The organism is Maribacter aquimaris (assembly GCF_014596745.1).
GTDB classification, from domain to species: domain Bacteria; phylum Bacteroidota; class Bacteroidia; order Flavobacteriales; family Flavobacteriaceae; genus Maribacter_A; species Maribacter_A aquimaris.
This window is the reverse complement of sequence record NZ_JABTCF010000004.1, coordinates 301986-326270: the sequence shown is the minus strand read 5'-3', so window position 1 is coordinate 326270 and position 24285 is coordinate 301986. Positions and strand designations below refer to the sequence as shown.

Sequence of the window (24285 nt, the reverse complement as noted above, 5' to 3'; positions counted from 1 at the left end):
TGTCTGTCCTTTATAGAAGGTGTCGAAGGCTTCGGAGTATAATATGTATGTGAAGTACTTCATAAACGAAAAAAGCCTCCCTTTTTACGGGGAAGCTTAAGTGCCCACGACTGGAGTCGAACCAGCACGTCCTTGCGAACACTACCCCCTCAAGGTAGCGTGTCTACCAATTCCACCACGTGGGCATAAAATTGGTCTGCAAATATAGGAAGGCGCATTAGAAGATAAAACTTATTGGCATATTTATTTTATAAGGGGCAAAGACTCATGATTCTATGTTGTATACGTCCTCTAAGACCAATATAGAGTCATGTGTCATAGGAACGTGTAAATCATACCGTATATCCAGTGGGGTTCCGATTGGGCAATGATAGTATATTCGCCAGGCGTCACCTTCCTTTACACCGATACAACCATTGGAATATGCTTTTCCCAAAGTGTTTGGATTTGTGGTCGGGTGTATCAATTGGCCATTCCTTATTCCGTTGATTTCTGTTTCTATCCACGGTATCTGTGGCATTAAGGTCATGTTCTTATCATCCCTTTGTGTATAATAAAATTGTTTACCCGTAACGGGGTTGTAAAAGTCAGGATTTCTTCGAAAGCCTATGATATATCCTTTTCCTGTTTGTGTCCTTAAATCGGTCATTCTATCCCCCATTTTCAAATACTTTCTTTTGTTTTGTCCGATCCTGATTGGGAAAGAATACATTAAAACGGAATCGGTGAGGATTCTTAGTTTATATTCGGGCAAATTGATGTCGATCTTTGTTTTTTTGAAAGCCCCAAGAATCGACTGTGCTTCCAATGAATCTGGTATCAAAAGAGTGTTGTTTGGCCGCAAAACAATCATTTGGTGTTGGTCGTAAACAAAGGAATCCCTTTGGATCATAGTATAGTAATCCGTATGGGCCAAGGTATCTATGATCCACGAATTGGCATTGATCAAAAGATGTTCGGTTAGCCGATAATTGGTTATACTGTCATAGGCGGTTATCAATGAGTCGATAAAATTAAAATACCCGGCAATGTGGATCGTATCCTTGATAATTATGGGACCAATAGTTTCCGGTTTTTTGAAGAGGGCTTCACCCACGATTTTATTTGGGGGTATAGGCATTGTTCTGACCTCTATTAACTTGGCTATAGCAATACTGACCAAGAGTAGTAAGAGCAGTGATAGGGTATAGGCTAATCTTTTTGACATTTGGTCGGTTGTGTTTAGCTTAAGGTCTAAGGTTTTTGTTTAAATGATGCGAATCATTGATTACATAGTATCCCATTGCAGTTAATTCTTTTCTGACCATCTCCAATACAGGGTGGTCTAAATACTCAAAGGAAACCAATGCATTTGCTTGATCGACTTCCACATTCCAGATATGTTTGAGCGATAGAAGTCGCCCTTTAATTTCCTTGGGATTGAGTTCATGGGTGGTATGTTGTATTTCATATGTTGTTTTCATGGTATTGATTTTCTTATATCTAATTTATTCCAAGTTTATATTCCGTGAAATGAGCTAAGTCATAAGAGGTTTGAATGAATGGGACATTATCTACGGTATGACCGAGGTCATTTAATAAAAACTGTAATCGGACTACATTTGGCAATGTACTTTTGAATATGAAGAGGAATGGCCTATGTATTACAATCACAAAAGAAGATTAGACAGTTCTTCATAGAAATAGGGGAGTTGTCTTATTTTGGCATGCGGTATTTTAAAGAAGCGTTGAAGCCTCCTTGGGAATTTAGGGAGCTCTTACGGCAATGTTACCACATGGGGAATAGATCCTTGGTTCTTGTAGGGGTAACTGGGTTCATTATTGGTTTGGTGTTGACATTGCAAACGAGACCAACATTGCAGGAATTCGGTGCTGTTTCATGGATGCCCAATATGGTAGGTATATCGATTGTGCGTGAGATTGGTCCCGTAATCACAGCACTTATTTGCGCTGGCCGTATTGCCTCTGGTATAGGGGCGGAATTAGGGTCCATGCGGGTGACTGAACAGATTGATGCCATGGAGGTATCAGGGACCAACCCGTTTAAATACTTAGTGGTTACCCGAATAACCGCCACAATGCTAATGCTCCCTTTATTGGTGATTTTTGGGGATATGATAGCCTTATTTGGTTCGGCTTTGGTAGAAAACCTTAAAGGCGATGTCTCTTTTCAACTGTACTTCAATACTGTTTTTGACGCCTTGGAATTCGGTGATTTGATACCGGCCACCATAAAATCGTTTTTCTTTGGATTTACCATTGGTCTGGTGGGTTGTTATAAGGGATACTATAGCAAGAAAGGTACGGCAGGGGTTGGGATTGCCGCAAACACAGCGGTCGTCACAGCATCATTACTCCTTTTTGTGGTGGATTTTATAGCTGTTTTTGTTTCGGGGATATTTTTTGAATTGTAAATGGAAAAACAGGATTACATATCGGAACAAATCGATTCGCTGGATCAAAGGGAGCCAGTGATCGAGATACGTGACTTGCATAAAAGTTTTGGGGATAACCATGTCTTGAACGGTTTTTCAATGACCCTCTACAAGGGTGAGAATCTTGTGGTCATGGGGAAATCGGGATCGGGTAAATCCGTAATGGTCAAATGCTTGGTAGGGTTGATACAACCCGACAGTGGTTTTCTTTCGGTTATGGGGAAGGAAATCAAAACATTGGATCGTAAAACGTTGGATGCCTTAAGGTCCGATATCGGATTTTTGTTTCAGGGTAGTGCACTTTATGATTCCATGACTGTTCGGGAGAACCTGGAATTTCCGATGCGGAGGCATAAGGAAAAGTTGGGTAATATACGGGACACCACACCGATGGTGCTCGAAGCCTTGGAAAATGTAGGTCTGGCACATACGGTTGACCTAATGCCCTCAGAGCTTTCAGGAGGAATGAAAAGAAGGGTGGCCTTGGCCAGGACACTGATTTTAAAACCTAAGATTATACTCTATGATGAGCCTACCAGTGGTTTAGATCCGATTACGTCCAAGGAGATTATTCAACTAATGGGGAGGGTCCAGAAAAAGTATGGTACGTCTTCATTGATCATTACCCACGATGTGGATTGTGCCCGGGTCATATCTGAACGAATGGTGCTTTTGGTCGAAGGAAAGAATTATGTCGAGGGTTCTTACACGGAGCTGTCAAAATCGACAGACCCAAGGGTCGAGGCGTTTTTTAAAAAATAAGGTTATGGAAAAAACAACTAAAGAGAATTTGAAGCTTGGGATTTTCGTGGTAGTAGGGATGACTTTATTGGTCATTGCCACTTATTTGATTGGGAATCGACAAAATATGTTCGGGGAAACCATAACCATTAGTGCAGTATTCAAAAATGCGAACGGACTGCAAAAAGGGAACAATGTACGTTTTTCGGGCATTCATGTAGGTACGGTGAAAAATTTGGAAATGGCGAATGATACGACCATAGCGGTTTATATGGTTATCGATAAAAAGATCCAGCAGCACATTAAAAAGGATGCGGTTGCCGCCATTGGTTCCGATGGTTTAGTGGGGAGTATGATACTTAATATCTTACCGGGTAGGGGCGCGGCAGCCCCTATCGAGGAGGGGGATGAATTACAATCCTATAGTCGAATCGCAACGCAGGATATGTTAAGCACTTTGAATACCACAAATGAAAATGCTGCGATTTTAACTTCCGATTTATTAAAGGTGACCCAAGCATTGATCAAAGGAAAAGGAACCATGGGGCGATTATTGAACGATACGATTATGGCCGATGATTTAATGAAGACCATTGACGCGTTAAAAGATGCCAGTGTCAATGGCAATGAAACGATTCAAAAATTGAATAACATGCTAGACAAGATCGATTTGGATAAAAGTGTTGCAGGTGCCCTTTTAAGCGATTCGTTAAATGGATCGAAAATGCAGAATGTGCTTACCAATCTGGAACAGTCGAGTAATGATATTACCCAAATGACGAATAACCTGAACCTTGTTATTAAGGATGCGAGCAAAGGAAAAGGAGCTATAAGGTATCTGGCCAGCGATACGGTTTTTGTGAATAGGTTGGATACTACCATGAGGAATATTGAGGAAGGGTCCATGAAATTCAATGAAAATATGGAGGCATTGAAACACAATTTCCTTACCCGACGGTATTTTAAGAAATTAGAGAAAAAACAACAGAAGGAGATGCAAAAAGAGTAAGGCCTGAAAGAATTGGGTATAACCTAAAAAAGATAAAATGGAATACTATTTTAATAAGATACTGGCGAAATCCTCATTTGAGGATGTCATCACAAAAACAATTGAAGCCTTAAAGAAAGAAGGTTTTGGTGTACTGACAGAAATAGACATCAAAGCTACTTTGCGAAAAAAATTGGATGTTGACTTTCCAAACTATAGGATATTGGGGGCCTGCAATCCTTCTTTTGCCTATAAAGCCCTGCAGGCAGAAAACAAAATCGGCACCATGTTACCCTGTAATGTCATTGTACGGGAAATGGAAAACGGAGACATAGAGGTAGCTGCTGTTGACCCCATGGCATCGATGATAGGTATAGAGAATATCGATTTGGCAACAATCGCGGAGGAGGTAGGGGATAAGTTAAAGAGAGTCGTTGATAGTTTGTAAGGGTTAACGATACCTGCTACATACCATGCACTGTGTTTTGGAATGGTTTAGACCTGATCAAGATCATTACACAATTTCGCGATGTCCTGTATTTTAAATGAAATCAATATAATTACGATTGAATCGGGCGATGCCCATTATAACCAATGTATTTTATACCAAAAGGAATTAGGTAGTTAATAGGTTGTACTGAAATACATTAAAAAAGGGTTACATTTTTTATTAACTTAAAAACAACAATCATGAATCCACTTTATCTGTTCTTCATCGTTATCATTCTTATTTTATTGGCAGGGATCCGTATCGTTTACGAATACAAGAGAGCCTTGAAATTCCGTTTCGGGAGGTATGTAAAAACCCTACAACCTGGTTTTCGATGGATTATTCCACTTGTTGAGACCATACAGGTTGTCGATATACGGGTCATTACCATTAACATCGTATCCCAGGAAGTAATGACAGAGGACAACGTGCCCTGTAGTATTGATGGGGTGGTGTTTTTTAAAATAAGTAATCCAGAAAAAGCCGTTCTCGAAGTCGAGGATTATCATTTTGCCATTACCCAACTTTCCCAAGCGGCACTAAGGGATGTTTGTGGAAAGGTTGAATTGGATACCATCCTCTCGAAACGGGAAGAAATGGGTAAGAACATCAAATCCATCGTTGAGACAGAGACCCATCATTGGGGCATTGAGATTATTGATGTTAAGATCAAGGATATCCAATTGCCTGAAAATATGCGAAGAATGATGGCCAATCAGGCTGAAGCGGAACGCTCCAGAAGGGCAAGGATCATCTTGGCAGAAGCTGAGGAACAGGCTGCAGGTAAACTTTTGGAAGCTGGACTTCAAATCGATAAATCCCCCTCGGCCATAAAGTTGCGATTGTATCAAACCTTATCGAATATAGCGGCTGAGAAAAATTCCACCATTCTCTTTCCTTTCCCTGAAGAGGTTTTGCCCCGAGGAAAGAAATAGTACATCACCTAAGGTTGTAATGGCTATTGATGGACTTTCCATCAATAGCCCCATTATTGATTTAAATGGATGGTTGCCAATGTGGCCATGGGAGGCGATAAGGACTTGGGGTCAGCAATCCTCTTTATTGGTTTATCGGAATCCTTAACGGGGATTCCATTTTGAAGCCCAAATTATTTGGGAATAAGGGTAATTGGTGCGTTTTGGAAGTTGAGTGCGGAAGTCCCGATATAGTTTTATCAGGTAATGTAGGGTTTGCATGCGATAAAAACTAAAGGGATTTTGCCTTTACAGGAATAAAGAAGCAGTTATGTTATTATCTGTAACATAACTGCTTTCCTATGGGTGGACTCATTATTTCAATCATGGGATGGCCTATCGACTAGATGCTAATATCCAATTTTTTGGTTTCCCACTTGTTGTCTTCTGTCTTATAAATAAGAAGGTCATCACCAATCAATCTAGAATGTAATTCAGGTGTCTCATACCTTCTTTTTGCCGTTAGGATATGTTCCCGTTCATGAATGGGCCAAATGATTTCCCCGTTGGTGTTCACCACCACTTCCGTAAAAATATAATCGATAACACTTATATTTATTTCATTTTGACCTTGGAACGCTTCCCGTACATAGATGCCAATGGCATTTTTGTGATCGAATTCCGTAATATTCAAATACTCGGGTTGAATGACTATTTCACCTGAGGTGTCAATAAACCCATAGAAGGGAATATCGTTCACCTTTAACTTTTGGATCATGCATCTTCCGTTTTTGAATTGTGGATAACGGATTCCCAGAACACCTGATTTATTCGTGTCGGCATTTTGGTTCCACACCAGGTCATCCCTAAAATCAATGACCAATCGGGTGTTTTCATTTATAAAGCCCCATTGGTTGCCTATCCGGACTGCGGCCAATCCCTCGCTAAAGGGTGCAATCTCATCATAGGAGACATTTTCGGACTGTGCGATTGTTGCAAAAGGTAAGGCCATGAGCAACATTAAGCATACGATTCTATTTTTCATTACTTTATGTTTTTGATTTTTAGAACATGATATTGGAATAGATCATCGTTTTTAAATCTTTCGGTAAACCATCCCTGATATCTTCCATTTCCCCTAGGGAGATATATTTACGCAATAGGATAAAAGTGGTGTCGATATACTGTTCGGCCACATCATCGCTATATTCAAAATCGTTGACAGCTGAAACACCATCATGTTTTCTGACCAAATCAATAAAATCGGGCATTTTTTTTATTTTGGGCCGTTCCTTTTTAATGGTCCATCCGTTTACATAAATGGCTTTTAAGAACATAGGAAATTGGGAAATGAGTTGAAGGGATTCTTCGGTGGGTATGATATCCCGTAAGGCATGTAGGATGGAGGACAGTATCCTCCCTGCTTTATCCCGGTCTTCACCAAGGTTCATTTCCTTGGCGTAGTCTTTCAGAAAAGTGTTTCCCTCTGCTGCGTATTGATTGAAATTTAGTGCCATGGTGTTGTCTTTTAAGTTTCCTTAAAGTTGGCAACTAATGGGTAAATGGCAAATGACCTAGGTCATTGTTAGGCAGATATATAGACTGCGTTTGGAGGTACGGGACTACCGGGGTGATTATGTGATATTCAGGGCTATCTCTATCATTTCGCTAAAAGAGGATTCCCTTTCGATCGAGGTAGATTGCTCTCCCGTGACCAAAGAGTCCGATATGGTGAGAATGGCCAAGGCCCTGACATTATGCTTGGCGGCAATGGTATAAAGTCCGGCAGCCTCCATTTCAACACAGAGTACACCATATTTGGCCCAAAGCTTATAGGCTTCTTTATCATCTTCATAGAACTCATCGGCAGAAAGTACATTCCCGGCCTTAATTGGGATTCCTTTTTGTTGGGCATATAATGAAGCCTTCATAAGAAGGTCAAAATTGGCAGTAGGGGAATAATCGGCATTCACAAATCGCGAATTGTTGATGCCTGAAGTGGTCGAAGCAGCCATTGCCAAAACAATATCACGGATTTTAATATCCTTTTGGTATGAACCTGCCGATCCAACGCGTATAATATTTTTGGCCCCGTGGTCATTGATCAATTCATGGTAATAGATCATTGCTGAAGGTATTCCCATGCCACTGCCTTGCACAGATATTCTCTTGCCTTTGTATGTCCCCGTGTAGCCTAGCATACCACGGACTTCATTGTAGCAGAACGCATCCTCTAAAAATGTTTCGGCGATCCATTTGGCGCGTAAGGGGTCGCCAGGTAGTAATACCGTTTCTGCAATGTCACCTTTTTTTGCTTCTATATGTACGCTCATGTTTTTTTATTTTGTTGATGCAATTTCAATGCCTGAGGAAGTACCTATCCTGGAAACCCCGAGCGAAATGTATTTTAAGGCGGTAGCCCTATCCCTAACACCTCCGGAAGCTTTTATCTTGGCTTTGTCGCCAACTACTTCCTTCATTAATTTGACGTCTTCAAGGGTGGCACCACCTGTACCAAATCCCGTGGAAGTCTTGACGAAATCGGCACCGGCATCTACGGCCAATTCACATGCTTTTTTCTTCTCGTCTTGGGTCAAATAGCAAGTTTCTATTATGACCTTAAGTACCTTTTGACCTATGGCGTTTTTAATTTTGGCTATTTCTTGTTCCACTAATTCCGTCTTACCCGATTTTAACCAACCAATATTGATTACCATGTCAATTTCATCGGCTCCGTTGGCGACGCTGTCCTTGGCTTCAAAAACTTTGGCTTCCGTACTCATGGCCCCTAATGGAAAGCCTATGACGACAGCAAGGTTTACCCCGCTGTTTTTCAATTGTTCTTTTGCGAATTTCGTATAGCAGCCATTCACGCATACCGCTTTGAATTTATGGGCTATTGCCTCTTGGCATAGCTTTTCAATATCAGCAGGCTGGGCTGTTGGTTTTAAGATCGTATGGTCTATGTAATCTTGGATTTGCATATGGTTGTTTTGTTTAAATAGGTGTCGATTCCAACGACAGAATATCTTCCAAAGATACAATACGTCCTATAAATTTTTTATGATATTGGTCATTAAAGCAAATTAGGGTAAGGGCTGATCTATATCATGGCCAAATTTTGATTTAGACCCTACTTTTAATGGAACTAAAGACGCTTTTAATGAAAACAATACTCATTCCCACCGATTTTTCAGACAATGCGTGGAACACCATTTCCTTTGCCATGCAGTTCTTAAAGGAGGAGCGCTGTGCTTTCTATTTTTTACATACATATACACCAGCGTTTTATCGTATGGATTATATTTTGGGCGGACCAGAATTCAGTGCTATTCCCGATAAGGGCGTCGATGCCTCCTTGGCCGGTTTGGAAAAAACATTGGAAGCCGTTAAAACCAAATTCAATAATTCCAAGCACATCTATAAAACCATATCAGCCTTTAATGTACTGACCGATGAGATCAACGAATTAAATGCGAAAAAGGGAATCGATCTGATTATAATGGGTACTCAGGGGGCTTCAGGCATCAAAGAGATTTTCTTGGGGACCAATACCGTTCATGTCATTAGAAAATCCTCGGTTCCAATTCTTGTCATTCCTTCCGGTTATACCTATAAGCATATCGAACGTGTACTTTTTACCACGGATTATCTTATTGAATATAATAGGAACCAACTCTACATCGCCATTGAGATTGCCAAGATCTACCATGCCGAAATAACCGTCTTGCATATAAAGGAGGAGTACGACATGTCGAAAGAACAATTGGAGAACAAGTCATTTCTAGGGCTCTACCTTGCGCAGATACCCCATTCCTTCGAAGAAGTAAAGGGAACCCAAATGCCAAATGCCATTATGGAATACTTAGAAAAGAAAAACTATGAACTTTTGGTTATGATGGGTAAAAAATACTCGTTTTTTGAGCGAATGATGAAAAGACAGCATATCGATCAAGTTGGTTTTCACGTGCAGATACCATTTTTGGTTATTCCCGATACCCATAATTAATACAGTAAAATAAATGTCACAAATGAAAAACATTCTATTGCCTACCGATTTTTCAGACAATGCATGGAATGCCATATTCACGGCACTCAAAATGTTTGAAACCAGTGAATGTAATTTTGTTTTGTTGAATTCCTATGAGCCCAAAATATCGAATCTACTGGGTAACAAAAGTAAGGAGCGATTGGGTGTTATTTACGATTCCCTGTATAAAAACTCAAAGATGCAATTAGAGAAAACCCTTCACTATTTGCAAAAGAACCATGCTAGGGACAATCATGACTTTGAGATTGAATCCATTTCCAACAATATGGAAAATGCGGTTAAACAAATGGTTGCCGAAAAGGATATTGACCTGATCATTATGGGTACAAAAGGGGCCACCGGGGCCAAAGAGGTCTTTATGGGCAGTAATACGGTCCGTGTCATAAAGAAGGTCCGTAACTGCCCCATTCTGGCAGTCCCAGGGGAATATGATTTCAAGGCACTTAAGAAAGTGGTCTTTCCCACCGATTTTTCACATAATTATGGCAAAACAGAATTGCGACAGCTTTTGGATTTGGTTGGGCATTGGAAGGCTGAAATAATGATTCTCGAAGTGGGGCAGGAACAAAAACCAACTGAAAGTCAAAAGCAGCAAATGAAGACATTGTCGAGGTGTCTGAAAAGCGTATATCACAGTTACCATACGATTGAAATGAAGAACAACGTGGCAGAGGCAACTACCAAGTTCGCCGAGGATAATTGTGCCGATTTGATAGCCTTAATCCATTATCCTCACACTTTTATGGAAAAATTGACGCGGGAACCTGTGATTAGAAAAATGGGCTTTCATTCCAAAATACCGCTATTGGTCCTACCCGATATTTAACAATCGGCAGTTTAAGGTATTTTCTTTCATTACATAGTAAAGATGGATATATTTTTTTAATAAAATGAATGGTATTGGGTCAATATTCTTCACTTTACATAATACTTTTTATAAATTTCATTAGTGCCTAAAGAAACCATAAATTTGTAGGAATAAATTTTTCTTATTGCTAATGAGCAAAGCCATTTATATTACCACTACAGAGCCAAATAGTGGTAAATCAATTGTTTCCCTCGGATTAATGCAAATGCTACTGGGGAAAGCGGCAAAAGTGGGTTACTTCAGACCCATAATCGATGATTATCCCGATGGGGGCACAGACAATCATATCACCACAGTAATCTCTTATTTCAATATTGATATGCAGTATGAGGAGGCTTACGCTTTAACGCGGAGCCAAGTAAATCATATGAATAATCAGAACAAGGAAGATGAGGTCTTGGATACGATTATTGAAAAGTATAAGGCCATGGAAGGACGCTTTGATTTTGTCCTTGTCGAGGGTACTGATTTTTCAAGCGAGGGGTCCATTATCGAATGGGATATAAACGTTCTGATGGCCAAAAACCTTGGAATTCCGACCATTATCTTAGGTAGTGGTGTAGGTAAGACCTTGGATGAATTGGTCAATAACATTTACATGGCCTATGATTCCTTCAAGGATAAAGGGGTCGAAGTGTTAATGGTAGTGGCCAATAAGGTGAAGCCAGAGAATATTGAAATTGTGCAAAAAGGTCTTAAGGCCCAATTACCCAAGGATATTTTGATAGGGGTAATTCCATTGAATCCGATTCTGGGCAATCCGACTATGATGGAAATTGTTGAGGTCTTGGATGGTAAGGTTCTTTTTGGAAAAGAATATTTGAATAACCAGGCCGGTCATTTCGGGGTAGGGGCCATGCAGCTCCGCAATTACCTGACCCATCTTAAAAAAGATGGTCTTGTCATTACCCCCGGAGATCGAGCAGATATAATATTAGGGGCGCTGCAAGCGAACTTATCGGTGAATTATCCGAATGTTTCAGGAATAATCTTAACAGGAAACCTGTTGCCTGAAGATTCCATAATCAAATTGATAGAGGGACTTTCAGATATCGTACCCATAGTTTCGGTTGATGATGGCACATTCTCCATTACGAACAAAATAGGGGCCATACGGCCGCGCATTTATGCCGAGAACATTCAGAAGATAACAGCATCCATACATGATTTTGCCATGCATGTACCCGAGGATGAACTAACCGAAAGGTTGATTACATTTGAACCAAAAGGGATTACACCCCGAATGTTCCAATACAACTTATTGAATAGGGCAAAATCGGATATAAAACATATTGTTCTGGCCGAGGGGCTCGATGAACGGATTTTGATGGCCACTAAATTGCTAGTGGATTCCAATGCCGTAAAGATTACCCTTCTTGGTGATCCCAAAACGATTAAGGAAAAGGTCTTTCAAATGGATCTTGATCTGGATTTGGACCAAGTCAATATTGAGAACCCGACAGAATCGGCTCATTTTGATGACTATGCCAATGAATTGTATGAGTTGCGGAAACATAAGAATGTGAATCAGGCCATGGCCAAGGATTTGATGGAGGATGTTTCTTACTTTGCAACCATGATGGTTCATATGGGGCATGCCGATGGTATGGTATCAGGAGCGGTACATACGACCAAACAAACCATCCTTCCTTCATTGCTCTTTATTAAGACACGACCCAATGTGTCAGTGGTTTCCTCAGTGTTCTTTATGTGTTTGGAAGATCGTGTTATGGTTTATGGGGATTGTGCCATCAATCCTAATCCGACCGCGGAACAATTGGCAGAGATTGCTATTTCCTCTTCGGAAACCAGTAAATTTTTTGGTATTGAACCTAAAATAGCTATGCTTTCATACTCCTCTGGTGATTCAGGGGTAGGAGAGGATGTCGACCGCGTGCGTAAGGCGACCCAATTGGTAAAGGAAAGATGTCCTGATTTAAAAATTGAGGGCCCCATACAATATGATGCTGCGGTTGATGCCAAGGTCGGTAAGGTAAAACTGCCCGACTCACAGGTAGCAGGCGAGGCCACTGTATTCATTTTTCCGGATTTAAATACCGGTAACAACACCTATAAGGCCGTACAAAGGGAAACGGGGGCATTGGCTATCGGGCCTGTTTTGCAAGGCCTCAACAAACCCGTGAACGATTTAAGTAGGGGTTGTACGGTAGATGATATCTTCAATACGGTAATTATCACGGCTATACAAGCCCAAGCATCAACAAGTAAATAATACGAATGAAAGTTTTAATATTGAATTCGGGAAGTTCTTCAATTAAGTTTCAATTGATAGAAATGCCCCAAGAAGAAGTTATCTGTTCCGGACTTGTAGAACGAATCGGTTTTAAGGATGCAATCCTTACCTATAAGACCAATGCTAATGAGTATAAGGAAACCTTGGAAATAGAAAACCACCAAAAGGGTTTGGAAATGGTTTCTGCCAATATCATGGATCCTGAAAAGGGGGTAGTTAAAGATGCCAGTGAGATCGAGGCCGTTGGGCATAGGGTGGTCCATGGCGGGGATGCGTTTTCCGCGACAACCTTGATTACGGATGAGGTAAAGGATAAACTAAGGGAATTCACGAATTTGGCCCCTTTGCACAATCCCCATAATCTTAAAGGAATTGAAATAGCGGAAAAAATATTCGCCAGTGCCAAACAGATTGCGGTTTTTGATACGGCCTTTTTTCAGACGATGCCGGTCAAGGCCCGTAAGTATGCAATCCCAAATAAGTTTTATTCAGAACACGGCATTAAACTATATGGCTTTCATGGTACCAGCCATAAATATGTAACGGAAAAAGCCCGGGATTATCTAGAAAATACATCCAACACGAATATCATTACGGTCCATTTGGGCAATGGTTGCAGTATAACCGCGGTAAAGAACGGTAAGAGTATAGACCATAGTCTTGGTTTTGCCCCCAGTAATGGACTGATCATGGGTTCCCGAAGTGGGGATATCGATCACTCCCTGATTTTCTATTTGGTTAATGATCTTGGCTATGAATTGGATCAGGTCAATAAGATGCTCACCAATGAAAGTGGAATGTTGGGCCTAACCGGATATAGCGATTTAAGGGATATCGAGGCTGAAGCCGAAAAAGGGAATGCCGATTGTAAGCTGGCACTTGATATGAATGTCTATCGAATCAAAAAATATATTGGTGCTTATGTGGCTGCCTTAAATGGTTTGGATGCCATTGTTTTTACAGCCGGTATTGGTGAAAATTCAAGCTATATAAGACAGGAGGTCTGTACGGATATGGATTATTTTGGATTGGAACTGGATAAAACCAAAAACGATACAAGGTCCAAAGGTATAAGGGAAATTAACAAGACCTCGTCTAAGGTCAAGATTTTGGTCATCCCTACCAATGAAGAACTTGAGATAGCCAAACAGAGCTATCAATTGCTTCATTGATATAAGGTTTCGAAAACATCTTTTTCCAAACACCTCTAAACTACCCCCAAATGGAGTCATTTACTTCGTTTGGGGGTGTTTTTATTGCTTCTTCCACGATTGGCATTATGTTCCTCATGATATCGTTGAATATTCCCGTCCTGGTAATTCTTAATCCGTTCATACCTATGGCGACTTAAATCGATATTGCGATAACGCTGGGGAAGTACCTTACGCCTTACCCAAGTCCCTCCATCCAAATACAGATAAGTATGGGCCGAAAGATCATAATAAATACTGAATTCGGGAAAATAAACATAACGAACAACCTCTAAACGGTTTGGATAAAACCAAGAGGGAGGATGGTAATTTGGCCTGGACGAAATCACGATTGGGGCACAACCGAACATAAATAACAATCCTAAAAAAACGACTGGTTTTTTCATGATGATTTTCTTTTCTACCTTAAAATAAATCCATGTGGCATAAAGATGTAATGATCTTCGTCATTTAAATGTGAATTCCCTTGAACAGCGAACTAAAGAAGCTTGGTAGAATGATTTAAATCATTCCGATTTGATTAATGGGGTACTACATTTGTTATCGTAATTTAATATTCACCTTAAATATTTCAATCATGACAAACGATAGTGGAAATGTTTTGCTGGCCTTATTGACAGGAGCAGCAATAGGAGCGGGGTTCGGAATACTTTATGCACCGGACAAAGGCACAAAAACCCGAAAAAAAATCAAGGAAAAAGCTATGGAAACCAAGCACGAGATTTCTGAACGTGTTTCGCAAGCCAAGGAAGAACTTACAAAGACCGCCAATGATAAAAAGGTCGAGTTCGAACAAAAGTTGGAGGATACCATTTCCAATATGAGTTACAAGGCCGATGACATCATTGTTTCCCTGGAACGCAAGTTGGAAGAATTAAAAGAGAAAAACGCACAACTTCACAAATAGGCACAATGGCATTTGATGAACTAAAGAAGGATTTAAAGGAGGCTGATGACGATATTAGGTCCTATCTGGAGAATAGCGAAGCGTATTATAAACTAAGGATATTCAAGGCATTGATGCGGGCAGTAACCTCATTTACCCATGTTATTGTGGTTGGGGCTATTGCCTTTTTGGCTATATTTCTATTATCGTTGGCTTTAGCCTACAGTATCGGGAATGCTTTGGAAAGCACCTATATTGGCTTGGCAATAGTCGGAGGGTTCTATGTTATTGTAGCCATACTTTGTTATGTATTCCGAAAAAGGTTCGATCGCCCATTGTTCCGTAAATTTTCCAAATATTATTTTGAATAGGTATGTAATGGACCATTGTTGTTCTTGACGCCCGCTATGGATGTTTATGGCGAATTATATCTGACAGGAAATAAAACATAATTCAAACAGATGAAACAGTATAATTCCTTTACTGAAATTGATAAGCAATTGAAAATACTACACCTTCAAAGAGAGATAGATTTGGAGGGTTTTAAATTGAATGTGAATCGTTTTAAATCCGATTTATATCCCAGTCAGCTGTTGGGCGGATTAAAAGGCATGGTGCAAAAAACCTTGATTTCCTATGTGTTGCAGCGATTCCTCGCTTATAGGAAAGCAAAGCAAATAGAACAATAAGCAAAATGCCAAAATAGGACTCCAATTATCACCTGAATTATTTAGCCTTGCCAAATATTGACATTGTATGAATACAGCCGTATATTTAGTGCCTTGGCTAAATAATGATATATGAATATTGGTTTGGCGCTCTCAGGTGGTGGTTTTCGGGGAATAGCCCATATTGGGGTTATAAAGGCACTTGAAGAGCACAACATTTTTCCGGATTATATTGCAGGCACCAGTGCCGGTGCCATTGTTGGGGCCCTGTATGCCAATGGTAACACATGGGAAGAGATACTTGACTTTTTTAAATTGACCGAGGTTTTCAGTATTAACAAATTCGCCCTCCGTAAGCCTGGGTTCATTGATACGGAGAAAATGTATGATAGTTTCAAGAATATTTTGGGGATTGATGATTTTAGTGTCCTAAAGAAGCAATTGTATATAACAGCGACCAATTTGGTCGACGGTACCTTGCAGGTATTTCACGAAGGGGAGTTGATAAAACCCATTTTGGCCTCGGCGGCTTTTCCAGCGATTTTCACTCCAATAAAAATCGGGGAGGCCCATTATATTGATGGGGGAACCCTAAATAACTTTCCGGTTGATTTAATTTCGGGTCAATGTGATAAGATGATAGGGGTATATGTCAATCCGTTTGAAAAAAAGGATATGAAGGATTTAAAGCATTCATTCAGTGTTTTGGAACGCGCCTATAGAATCAGGTCGGCTTATGATTCCTTATCAAAGTTCAAGGATTGTGATATGGTTATATGCCCGAATGAACTGAAGAAGGTCGGGACATTTACAGCTAAGGATATGGATGCCATATTCAATTTGGGCTATGAGGCCGCCAAAGCAAAATTGACCAACGAGAATGTTGCGTCGATACTTCAGAGTACGGATTCTTCGGGGGGAAGGGAAAAATAAAAACCCCCAACCCCAACCGCTACAGAACATGGACGTATATATGGGTCAGGAAAGGGGGCGTAATAGGTATCGGAGAACTATCCTATTTCAACAACCTTAGGTTTCTGCTTTTTTTACTACTTCCTTTTTCTGAAGTTTAAAACGAAGAATGCCATCATGGTACCTCGCTTTTATTTCTTCCTCTTTTATGTTTTCAGGTAATTGTAAGGTTCTTTCGAAAGCATTGTAACTAAACTCCCTGCGGGCATAGTTTTCTTCTTCTTCTTCTTCTTCTGATGTTTTTTTGGCGGAAATATTCAAACATTCATCATCTATGGTAACCTTAAAATCCTTTTTGGCAAATCCAGGAGCAGCCAGTTCTATTTCATAATCGCCTTCATTCTCTTTGATGTTCAAGGCGGGTTCCAATTTTTTGCCATTCCAGAAACTATCGTTCAATATTCCTTGGTTCCAGAACCCATTCCCAAAGAAATCATTGGGTTTAAATAAATCAGAGGTAACTAGGTTGCCAAAAGGGTTACTTTTTTTGAATTTAACAAGTGACATAATCTTATAGTATGGTAAACATTCATTTTCGAGACCAAAATTAAAATCCTGTCCAAACTATCGGAATGACACAGATCAGTCGGATAGAATTTTTTAAGACTGATAATTATCATTTTAATCGGAAGTAAATGATTGTAGCTTTAAGTAGTTGGAAGTGAATTGTTAATATCAAAAGCAAATAGTATGGTCGTTAAACAATTAGCCCGTCATAAAGAAGAGAACGATTTTGAACAGTTCTACAGTAAAATAGCAACATTGGAGCCTGACCTAAAGCGATTTATGGCGAGAAGCCTTAAGGTTGCTGAAAATCAAGGTGTTATTGATAGGGGGTATTATAGTGCAGATGAACTTTTGGATGAGATATATATCGAGGTCTTTAAAGAGTTTTTGGATTATATTGATGTGGATAAACTAAAGACCATTCTTTTCTCAAAGGCCGTTCAAAAGATAGAGGAGAAAAAAGTAATAGAACAGGAGACCCCGGAATATGTGAGCACGGAAGAGATGCTTAAAAATGAGATGAATGCCTTGGATGAAGCGTTCACTACGCAGGCTGATGGCGATTTGATATTGAACACTGAACTTGATGATATTTCATATAAACAGGCAACCAAAAGACCGAATGAAGTACTATTGGACTCTACCATAGAACAACAATTGATCAAAAAAATGGAGATGAACGATTCGCTTTTGCCTTCATTGGAACGCAGAACGACTTTTGGCGCACTTTACAATAATATTCCGCCCAGAAGTAAATGGGTTTTAGATCTTTATGCCTTTGGAAATCGGAACGAAGTCGAAATCTCCAGAATCCTAGAGGTTCCAGAATCCATCATTGTTGGTATTTTGGAAAAATTAAAAGCACGATTTTCGTTGTTGGAGTAGGGGGTGGATTACAGACATGAACTATGTTTTCGGGAAAGTTACGGGTTTGAAAACACCTTGTATTTCCCGTATTGATAGGCATGCACAATACCTATTTATTGTTTAGGCGTTGTCGAACCTCTTAGTCTTTTAAACTGTTTATAGGCCTTATCAATCTTTTCTTTTGGGGCTTTTTGATATTCTTTTTCCGTTATTTTATAGACTTTTTGCACCGAATCCAATTTTCTGTGCATGTTGGCTACAACGCTACTATATTCTCTGTCTGAATAGGCATTGTGAAGCTCATGGGGGTCTTTTTCCAAGTCGTAAAGCTCCCAAGTGTCTATATCATCATAGAAATGAATCAGTTTATAGCGTTTTGTACGAATACCATAATGTTTTTTGACCATGTGAAAGGCGGGATAGTCGTAATAGTGGTAATACACAATATCCCGAAAATCCTTTTCATCCATGCTGCCATCCAATAGGCCCTTGAAGGATTGCCCTTGCATATCCACCCCTAATTCGCTATGGTTGGCAAAATCAAGGAATGTTTGTGCAAAATCCAAATTCTGTACTAAGGCATCGATTTCCGTTCCGGGCGTAATGATTCCGGGTAACTGCATCAACAAAGGGGAACCAAAGGACTCTTCGTACATAAAACGTTTATCGAACCAACCCTTTTCCCCGAGATAAAAACCTTGATCGGAAGTATAAACTACCAAGGTGTTTTCAGCCAAACCACTTTCTTCCAAATAATCCAAAATACTTCCGACACTTTCGTCCACTGCCGCAATGGTAGCCATGTAATCCTGTAAATAACGTTGTCCTTTCCATTCGGCCAGTGCTTTACCGGACAAATTGGCTTTATGGAAAGCATTGTTTTTTGGTAAATAGGATGCATCCCATTGCTCACGCTGTTCCAAGGACATTCTATCAAAATCCGTGGTCCAAGGATTGTGGGCCAATTCGGTGCTACCATATGCTTTGGTCATTTTAAGATCATGTCCTTCGTACATGTCTTTGTAAATGGTTTGCAATTGTTCTTGTGCCGCCTGTTGGTTCTTGAAGGTCGGAAAAAAGGACTCGGGTAAAGGAAATTGCACGGAGTCGTATTTATTGGCATGGCGTAAGGCCGGCATCCAGTTCCTGTGCGGGGCTTTATGGTGTACCATTAAAAAGAAAGGAGTTGAATCATTTCTTTTATGTTGCAACCAATCCAAGGCGTCGTGGGTGATGATATCCGTGGCATACCCTTTAATTCGGGTAGTATCGCCATTTTCAATAAAGTCGGGATTGTAATAATTGCCTTGGTCGACGATGATCTTCCAATGGTCAAAGCCTTGAGGGTAGTCATGTAAATGCCATTTGCCAACAATAGCGGTTTGATAGCCCGCTTTTTTTAGTAGTTTGGGCAAGGTGGGTTGATTCCCATCAAAATGGTCTCCATTCTGTCGAAAACCATTGATATGGCTGTGTTTTCCTGTTAGGATTACGGCCCTGCTGGGCCCACAGATTGAATTGGTGACAAAATTATGGTTGAACAACGCCCCATTTGCCGCCAAACGGTCAATGTTTGGTGTAGGTGCTATTTGACTTATAGGGTGACCATAAGCACTAATGGCTTGGGAGGCATGGTCGTCGGACATGATAAAAATAATATTCGGACTTTTTTTATCGACTATCCCTGAACTTTTCTCTTGCTTACATGAAAAGACTATACTTACAATAGAAACGAATAATAGTGTTCTTTTGTACATGGATTATTTCTTATGAGAAACTTTAATTATGGATAATAAGCAAAATATAACCTTCTTAAATGAAGCCTTTGAGAAAGTTTATCAAAAGCATATTAAGATAGTTTAGATTTCGATACACCAATTTATTTAAGTGTAAATGTTACTTTTTGTTCCACATTGGAGTCCCCCCCAACAAAAACTTCGAATTCTCCGGGTTCGGCGACAAAGTCCAGGTTATAATTGTAAAATTTGAGGTCTTCAAGGGTCAAAATAAAAGTCACCTTTTTGGTTTCTCCCTTTTTCAGCGCTATTTTTTGAAACCCTTTCAATTCCTTGACCGGTCTGGTAACCGAACCGACAAGATCCCGGATATACAACTGCACTACTTCCTTGCCATCGTAATTGCCCGTATTGGTAACGTTTACGGTTACCGCCAAGGAGTCATTTTCCAGCATGGTATCGGAGCTTATGTTAAGGTTTTCGTATTTGAACGTAGTATAGCTTAGACCGTAACCAAAGGGATAGACCGGTTCGTTTCGTTCATCAATATAGTTGGAAGTGAATTTTTCAAATTTACCTTCCTTGTTTTGAAGTGGGCGTCCTGTATTTTTGTGATTGTAATAAATTGGTATCTGTCCAACACTTTGTGGAAATGTAGCGGTCAATTTCCCTGATGGATTAACATCCCCAAAAAGAACATCGGAAATGGCCAAACCGGCTTCACTTCCAGGGAACCATACATTAAGGATGGCCGGTACTGTTTTACTTTCTTCCTTCAAAACAAGGGGCCTACCCGTAAACAGTACCAAGACCACAGGTTTACCAGTTTTTAGCAAGGCGTTCAACAAGTCCTTTTGTACCTGTGGAATTTCAATATTCGTTCGACTGCTGCTCTCCCCACTAAATTCTGCCGCTTCACCCAATGCCGCCACGATTACATCGGCCTTCTCGGCTACCTCAAGGGCCTCGTTCAGCAACTCGGCATCGGACCTATTGTCCCTATTAAGGCTCTTTCCGAACATGGTCGCGTTTTCCTCCAGTTCGGGATCGTAGGTTAGGTTGCTTCCCTTGGCATAGGTTATCTTCACCTTCTTGCCGGCCGCCTCCCTTATTCCCTCCAAAAGGGCGATTGATTTACTTTGTTCGGTAGATACGCTCCATGTGCCCGCCATGTTCTCACTGGTATTGGCCAAAGGCCCGACAAGGGCAATGGTACCGGTTCTTTTTAAGGGCAGCAATTGGTTTTCGTTCTTTAGTAATACCATGGATTGCGTAGCGACCTCCCTGGCAAAATCCCTGTTTTCTTTCGTGTAAACTTCTTTTTTGGCTCTTTTTACCTCGCAATATTTATAGGGATCATCGAATAGGCCCAGATCATATTTGGCCTTTAAGATCCTACGGACGGCATTATCAATCTGTTCGATCTTTATTTTACCTTCAGCCAAGGACTTGGAAAGGGTAGTTAAAAACCCTTCTCCCACCATGTCCATATCAACACCTGCATTTAAGGCCAGAGCCGAAGTTGTCTGCAAATCGCCCATTCCGTGGGCGATCATCTCATTAATCCCCGTATAATCAGTTACGACAAAACCTTCAAACCCCCATTGTTTTCGTAATAAATCGGTCAGCAACCATTTATTTCCCGTGGCGGGAATCCCATCAATTTCATTGAATGACGCCATTACCGAACCAACCCCAGCATTGATTGCAGCTTTATATGGAGGTAGATATTCATTATACATACGTATCCTACCCATATCTACCGTATTATAATCCCGCCCTGCTTCGGAAGCCCCATAAAGGGCAAAATGCTTTACACAGGATATAATGGTATTGTTTTTCGTAAGATCATCGCCCTGATATCCACGAACCATGGCCTTTGCGATTTCACTTCCCAAATAGGGGTCTTCCCCAGAACCTTCGGACACCCTTCCCCAACGCGGGTCCCTGGATATATCGACCATTGGGGAGAAGGTCCAGTTGATACCGTCCGCACTAGCTTCTTGTGCAGCCATTCGAGCGGTTTTTTCTATTAAGGGTATATCCCAGGAAGTTGACAACCCTAAAGGTATCGGGAATGTGGTTTTATAACCATGTATAACATCCAAACCAAATAATAACGGAATTTTTAAACGACTTTTTTCCACAGCGATTTTTTGGACTTCCCTTATTTTCTCCACTGTGGTAAGGCTAAGCAAACCACCAACCTTACCTGCTGCAATTTTATTCGCGATATCGGAGCTCTTTGCTTGTCCGGTTATAACATCACCGCCCCCTGGTAAATTCAGCTGACCTATTTTTTCATCCAAGGTCATTTTATTTAGGAGTCCTTCGACAAACGGATTGGTCTCTTGTGCCTGGGTTATGGTGAATACAAAACAAAAAAGTAATAGGGGTAAATAATGTATTGTCTTCCAATTGTTCATTTGAATTATTCTTTTATTATGATTTTTTAGTTTATCCAAAAGCCAATTTCATTGAGGGTTTCCCCTTCCAATGAAAAGATTTGATCTAAGTTCCGGTGTTTTATTTTTTAAGTTGGTGTGAAAAGAGCCATGGCAATAAATCAGGTTCTGAAAATGCAGGGTCCCAACTATTGTGGTTTGCGAAATCATATACCGTGAATCGGGGAAAGGCCCCTTCTTTGAGCAATGCCGTTACCATTTCAAAAGAATGCAATGGGTCTACAACATTATCCTTAGCCCCGTGGAAAGCCCATATAGGTGTTTTTAAGGCGTAGTTTTTTACCTGTTTGGGATCTCCAGCCCCACAAATTGGTATGGCAGCGGCAAAAGTATGGGATTTTCTGGCCAGAAGTTCATAGGTGCCCATGCCTCCCATAGACAAGCCCATCAAATAAACCTGATGCTTGTTAACGTAACGCTTTTGCTTAAATTCTTCCAATAAGGAAATGACCATGCCCATGGCTTTTGTCGGGCCTTTTTCAAATTGAAAATCAAGTTGGATAGGATAATTACTCCGATCTACATTGACCTGGGCCCAATAATCATCCTGTGGACATTGGGGCATGACTACAATGGCAGGAAAAAAGGATCGGTTTTTTTCATTGGTAAATAATGTGCTGCCATGGGTCAGCTGTTTTGTATTATCACTTCCCCTTTCCCCGGCGCCATGTAAAAAAAAGACCAAAGGGTAAGAGGTGTTTTTATCAAAATTTTGGGGGTACAGGACACGATATAAAAGTGTGTCCCCGTTTCCAATTAATTTTTCTTCCTTAAAAAGGGAGGTGTTTTGGGCTTGGGCCATAAGTCCCGTCCCTAAAAACAAAAGACAAAAAAAAACATATTTACGCACCATCATCAATAAGTAAAGTTAAGTGTTTTCAAGCCAGCTTGCACGTCCTCGTTTTGCATAAACAAATCCCAAAGCAATCCGGTCCTATAGTTTTCAATCATAATAATCTGGGGTCCTTGGTCAATGGCCAAATAGGCTTCTGCCACCCAAAAGTTATATTCCGGGCTAAAGGCATCATAAAATCCTGCTACGCCCAACAGTTTATCCTTGTTCTTATAAAAATAGCGCAAGGCCGCCAAAGATTCATCCGGAGTATAGGGCATTGAGCTTATGGCCGCTGTAGGGGAAACAATCCCAAGGTCATTTTCCGGTTTATGGGCGGCATAGCCCATACTACCATCCGAATTTCTGGAATAGCTGGCCGTAAGTCCCCAACAATCCTCACCATACCCTTCAAAGTTGTTTGGATTCTCCACGCAAAACTTATAATTGATCTTGGAGTGGTTTACATTGACATCCCAATAATTTACATAGTCATCTGAGAGTCCGTTCGGATCAAGACCCAAGTAGGAATAATGGGCCCAGAATAAAGGTCCCCCATAGTTTTCCGCCCCATTATGTTTTACCAAAAGCGGATAGCCGTAAGCCGTGTTCGAGGACAAAATACTACCGTTGCCTGCCCAACCTGAGGAATATACCTCCTTATTGATACCATAATCCGGAGAGGCCGCCGCCATTATGTAAGTGATCAACACCTCGTTATACCCTGAGAGCTTTAGATTTATGTTAAACCCGTAGTTTGGACTCCAATGCCAGTAAAGCGCATTATCATCTTGCGTATACCAGTCCCACTCAACCCCTTTCCAAAGCGTATCGGCCTTTTCTGCCAATGCTTTTTCGGTATCCGAGCCTTCTTTAAAATACTCCTTAACACAGATAAGTCCCTGGGCCAAAAAAGCCGTTTCGACCAAATCGCCCCCATCATCCTCGGTACTAAATGGAATTACCTCGCCGGAGGTGCCATTGATCCAATGAGGCCAGGCCCCGTGAAAACGGTCGGCCGATTCCAAAAAGGTCAGAATTTTATCAAATCGTTCTACACCTTCCTCCCTCGAAATAAATCCTCTTTCGATGCCTACTAGAAGGGCCATCAACCCAAAACCGGTTCCTCCGGTGGTCACCACATTGGCACTATTTGAAGTATCGTCTGGGTGGTAACGTTCCCTGGCGCAACCAGAATTGGCCTCGGCAAAATCCCAAAAATATTTGAAGGTCTCCCTTTGGGTCAGGTCCAACAATTCCTCATCCGTAATTTCTGGTTCCTCAACCGTTTCCTCCGATTCGTCCGGTAATTCCGTAGGAACGTAGGTATAATCATCCCCGCTGGAACATGACCACAATACCGAGCATAGTATAAATATGTAAACCTTGGTCTTTATCAT

The 24285-nt window shown here is 40.8% G+C and carries 26 protein-coding genes and 1 tRNA gene; 14 read left to right on the top strand and 13 right to left on the bottom strand.

The annotated features are described in order from the left end of the window. Positions 1 to 101: 101 nt before the first annotated feature. The 3 genes from HPE56_RS09240 to HPE56_RS09230 all read right to left on the bottom strand — a co-directional run bounded on the left by HPE56_RS09240 (position 102) and on the right by HPE56_RS09230 (position 1463). A tRNA-Leu gene (locus tag HPE56_RS09240) sits at positions 102 to 185 on the bottom strand. An 80-nt stretch (positions 186 to 265) separates the two neighbouring features. Continuing rightward, positions 266 to 1207, bottom strand: a complete 942-nt coding sequence (locus HPE56_RS09235; RefSeq protein WP_188243479.1) for a L,D-transpeptidase — start codon at positions 1205 to 1207, stop codon at positions 266 to 268. 19 nt (positions 1208 to 1226) lie between these two features. Then, on the bottom strand, positions 1227 to 1463 hold the full coding sequence (locus HPE56_RS09230) for a hypothetical protein (RefSeq protein ID WP_109649204.1): 237 nt from the start codon (positions 1461 to 1463) through the stop codon (positions 1227 to 1229). Positions 1464 to 1631: 168 nt separating this feature from the next. Between HPE56_RS09230 and HPE56_RS09225 the strand changes: the two genes are divergently transcribed. From HPE56_RS09225 to HPE56_RS09205, 5 genes are all read left to right on the top strand, one after another. Then, positions 1632 to 2414: an MlaE family ABC transporter permease gene (locus tag HPE56_RS09225; RefSeq protein ID WP_188243478.1), complete on the top strand. Its 783-nt coding sequence runs from the start codon at positions 1632 to 1634 to the stop codon at positions 2412 to 2414. After that, positions 2415 to 3197: an ABC transporter ATP-binding protein gene (locus tag HPE56_RS09220; protein ID WP_188243477.1), complete on the top strand. Its 783-nt coding sequence runs from the start codon at positions 2415 to 2417 to the stop codon at positions 3195 to 3197. Between the two features lie 4 nt (positions 3198 to 3201). Next, the gene (locus tag HPE56_RS09215) at positions 3202 to 4185 is read left to right on the top strand and encodes an MlaD family protein (RefSeq protein ID WP_188243476.1); all 984 of its coding nucleotides are present in this window, start codon (positions 3202 to 3204) and stop codon (positions 4183 to 4185) included. A gap of 37 nt (positions 4186 to 4222) precedes the next feature. Then, positions 4223 to 4612, top strand: a complete 390-nt coding sequence (locus HPE56_RS09210) for a DUF302 domain-containing protein (RefSeq protein ID WP_188243475.1) — start codon at positions 4223 to 4225, stop codon at positions 4610 to 4612. Positions 4613 to 4854: 242 nt separating this feature from the next. Then, entirely contained in the window at positions 4855 to 5589 is a 735-nt protein-coding gene (locus tag HPE56_RS09205) for a slipin family protein (protein WP_188243474.1), read from the top strand. A gap of 382 nt (positions 5590 to 5971) precedes the next feature. Here HPE56_RS09205 and HPE56_RS09200 read toward each other — a convergent pair whose 3' ends face one another. The 4 genes from HPE56_RS09200 to deoC all read right to left on the bottom strand — a co-directional run bounded on the left by HPE56_RS09200 (position 5972) and on the right by deoC (position 8552). After that, on the bottom strand, positions 5972 to 6613 hold the full coding sequence (locus HPE56_RS09200; protein ID WP_188243473.1) for a WG repeat-containing protein: 642 nt from the start codon (positions 6611 to 6613) through the stop codon (positions 5972 to 5974). A gap of 19 nt (positions 6614 to 6632) precedes the next feature. Next, positions 6633 to 7085, bottom strand: coding sequence for a DUF2267 domain-containing protein (locus HPE56_RS09195; protein ID WP_188243472.1), 453 nt, complete (start codon positions 7083 to 7085; stop codon positions 6633 to 6635). Positions 7086 to 7202: 117 nt separating this feature from the next. After that, positions 7203 to 7901, bottom strand: a complete 699-nt coding sequence (gene deoD / locus HPE56_RS09190; RefSeq protein WP_188243471.1) for a purine-nucleoside phosphorylase — start codon at positions 7899 to 7901, stop codon at positions 7203 to 7205. 6 nt (positions 7902 to 7907) lie between these two features. Beyond that, the gene (gene deoC / locus HPE56_RS09185) at positions 7908 to 8552 is read right to left on the bottom strand and encodes a deoxyribose-phosphate aldolase (RefSeq protein ID WP_188243470.1); all 645 of its coding nucleotides are present in this window, start codon (positions 8550 to 8552) and stop codon (positions 7908 to 7910) included. A gap of 179 nt (positions 8553 to 8731) precedes the next feature. Between deoC and HPE56_RS09180 the strand changes: the two genes are divergently transcribed. The 4 genes from HPE56_RS09180 (at position 8732) to HPE56_RS09165 (ending at position 13913) form a co-directional block, all read left to right on the top strand. Beyond that, complete coding sequence (locus tag HPE56_RS09180; protein ID WP_188243469.1) at positions 8732 to 9577, top strand: universal stress protein; 846 nt, start codon at positions 8732 to 8734, stop codon at positions 9575 to 9577. A gap of 22 nt (positions 9578 to 9599) precedes the next feature. Next, positions 9600 to 10445, top strand: a complete 846-nt coding sequence (locus HPE56_RS09175) for a universal stress protein (protein WP_188243468.1) — start codon at positions 9600 to 9602, stop codon at positions 10443 to 10445. Positions 10446 to 10617: 172 nt separating this feature from the next. Beyond that, entirely contained in the window at positions 10618 to 12720 is a 2103-nt protein-coding gene (gene pta, locus HPE56_RS09170; RefSeq protein WP_188243467.1) for a phosphate acetyltransferase, read from the top strand. Positions 12721 to 12725: 5 nt separating this feature from the next. Beyond that, on the top strand, positions 12726 to 13913 hold the full coding sequence (locus HPE56_RS09165) for an acetate/propionate family kinase (protein WP_188243466.1): 1188 nt from the start codon (positions 12726 to 12728) through the stop codon (positions 13911 to 13913). Positions 13914 to 13969: 56 nt separating this feature from the next. Here HPE56_RS09165 and HPE56_RS09160 read toward each other — a convergent pair whose 3' ends face one another. After that, positions 13970 to 14338, bottom strand: a complete 369-nt coding sequence (locus tag HPE56_RS09160) for a hypothetical protein (RefSeq protein WP_188243465.1) — start codon at positions 14336 to 14338, stop codon at positions 13970 to 13972. A 191-nt stretch (positions 14339 to 14529) separates the two neighbouring features. On the opposite strand from HPE56_RS09160, the gene HPE56_RS09155 reads away from it, so the two are divergent. The 4 genes from HPE56_RS09155 (at position 14530) to HPE56_RS09140 (ending at position 16439) form a co-directional block, all read left to right on the top strand. Then, positions 14530 to 14859, top strand: coding sequence for a YtxH domain-containing protein (locus HPE56_RS09155; protein ID WP_188243464.1), 330 nt, complete (start codon positions 14530 to 14532; stop codon positions 14857 to 14859). A 5-nt stretch (positions 14860 to 14864) separates the two neighbouring features. After that, complete coding sequence (locus HPE56_RS09150; protein WP_188243463.1) at positions 14865 to 15209, top strand: hypothetical protein; 345 nt, start codon at positions 14865 to 14867, stop codon at positions 15207 to 15209. Positions 15210 to 15299: 90 nt separating this feature from the next. After that, a complete protein-coding gene (locus HPE56_RS09145; protein WP_188243462.1) occupies positions 15300 to 15527 on the top strand; it encodes a DUF6327 family protein in 228 nt (75 codons plus the stop codon). 111 nt (positions 15528 to 15638) lie between these two features. Further along, positions 15639 to 16439, top strand: a complete 801-nt coding sequence (locus tag HPE56_RS09140) for a patatin-like phospholipase family protein (RefSeq protein ID WP_188243461.1) — start codon at positions 15639 to 15641, stop codon at positions 16437 to 16439. 96 nt (positions 16440 to 16535) lie between these two features. On the opposite strand, the gene HPE56_RS09135 is transcribed toward HPE56_RS09140, so the two are convergent. Beyond that, on the bottom strand, positions 16536 to 16985 hold the full coding sequence (locus HPE56_RS09135) for an Hsp20/alpha crystallin family protein (RefSeq protein WP_223170256.1): 450 nt from the start codon (positions 16983 to 16985) through the stop codon (positions 16536 to 16538). Between the two features lie 183 nt (positions 16986 to 17168). On the opposite strand from HPE56_RS09135, the gene HPE56_RS09130 reads away from it, so the two are divergent. Next, the gene (locus HPE56_RS09130) at positions 17169 to 17870 is read left to right on the top strand and encodes a hypothetical protein (RefSeq protein WP_188243460.1); all 702 of its coding nucleotides are present in this window, start codon (positions 17169 to 17171) and stop codon (positions 17868 to 17870) included. 95 nt (positions 17871 to 17965) lie between these two features. Here HPE56_RS09130 and HPE56_RS09125 read toward each other — a convergent pair whose 3' ends face one another. From HPE56_RS09125 to HPE56_RS09110, 4 genes are all read right to left on the bottom strand, one after another. Then, complete coding sequence (locus tag HPE56_RS09125) at positions 17966 to 19609, bottom strand: sulfatase family protein (RefSeq protein WP_188243459.1); 1644 nt, start codon at positions 19607 to 19609, stop codon at positions 17966 to 17968. A gap of 122 nt (positions 19610 to 19731) precedes the next feature. Then, positions 19732 to 22014 carry a beta-glucosidase BglX gene (gene bglX, locus HPE56_RS09120; RefSeq protein WP_188243458.1) on the bottom strand — a complete coding sequence of 761 codons (2283 nt, stop codon included), beginning with the start codon at positions 22012 to 22014 and terminating at the stop codon, positions 19732 to 19734. 100 nt (positions 22015 to 22114) lie between these two features. Continuing rightward, the gene (locus HPE56_RS09115) at positions 22115 to 22855 is read right to left on the bottom strand and encodes a carboxylesterase family protein (protein ID WP_223170255.1); all 741 of its coding nucleotides are present in this window, start codon (positions 22853 to 22855) and stop codon (positions 22115 to 22117) included. Positions 22856 to 22908: 53 nt separating this feature from the next. Continuing rightward, positions 22909 to 24285, bottom strand: coding sequence for a glucoamylase family protein (locus HPE56_RS09110; protein ID WP_188243456.1), 1377 nt, complete (start codon positions 24283 to 24285; stop codon positions 22909 to 22911).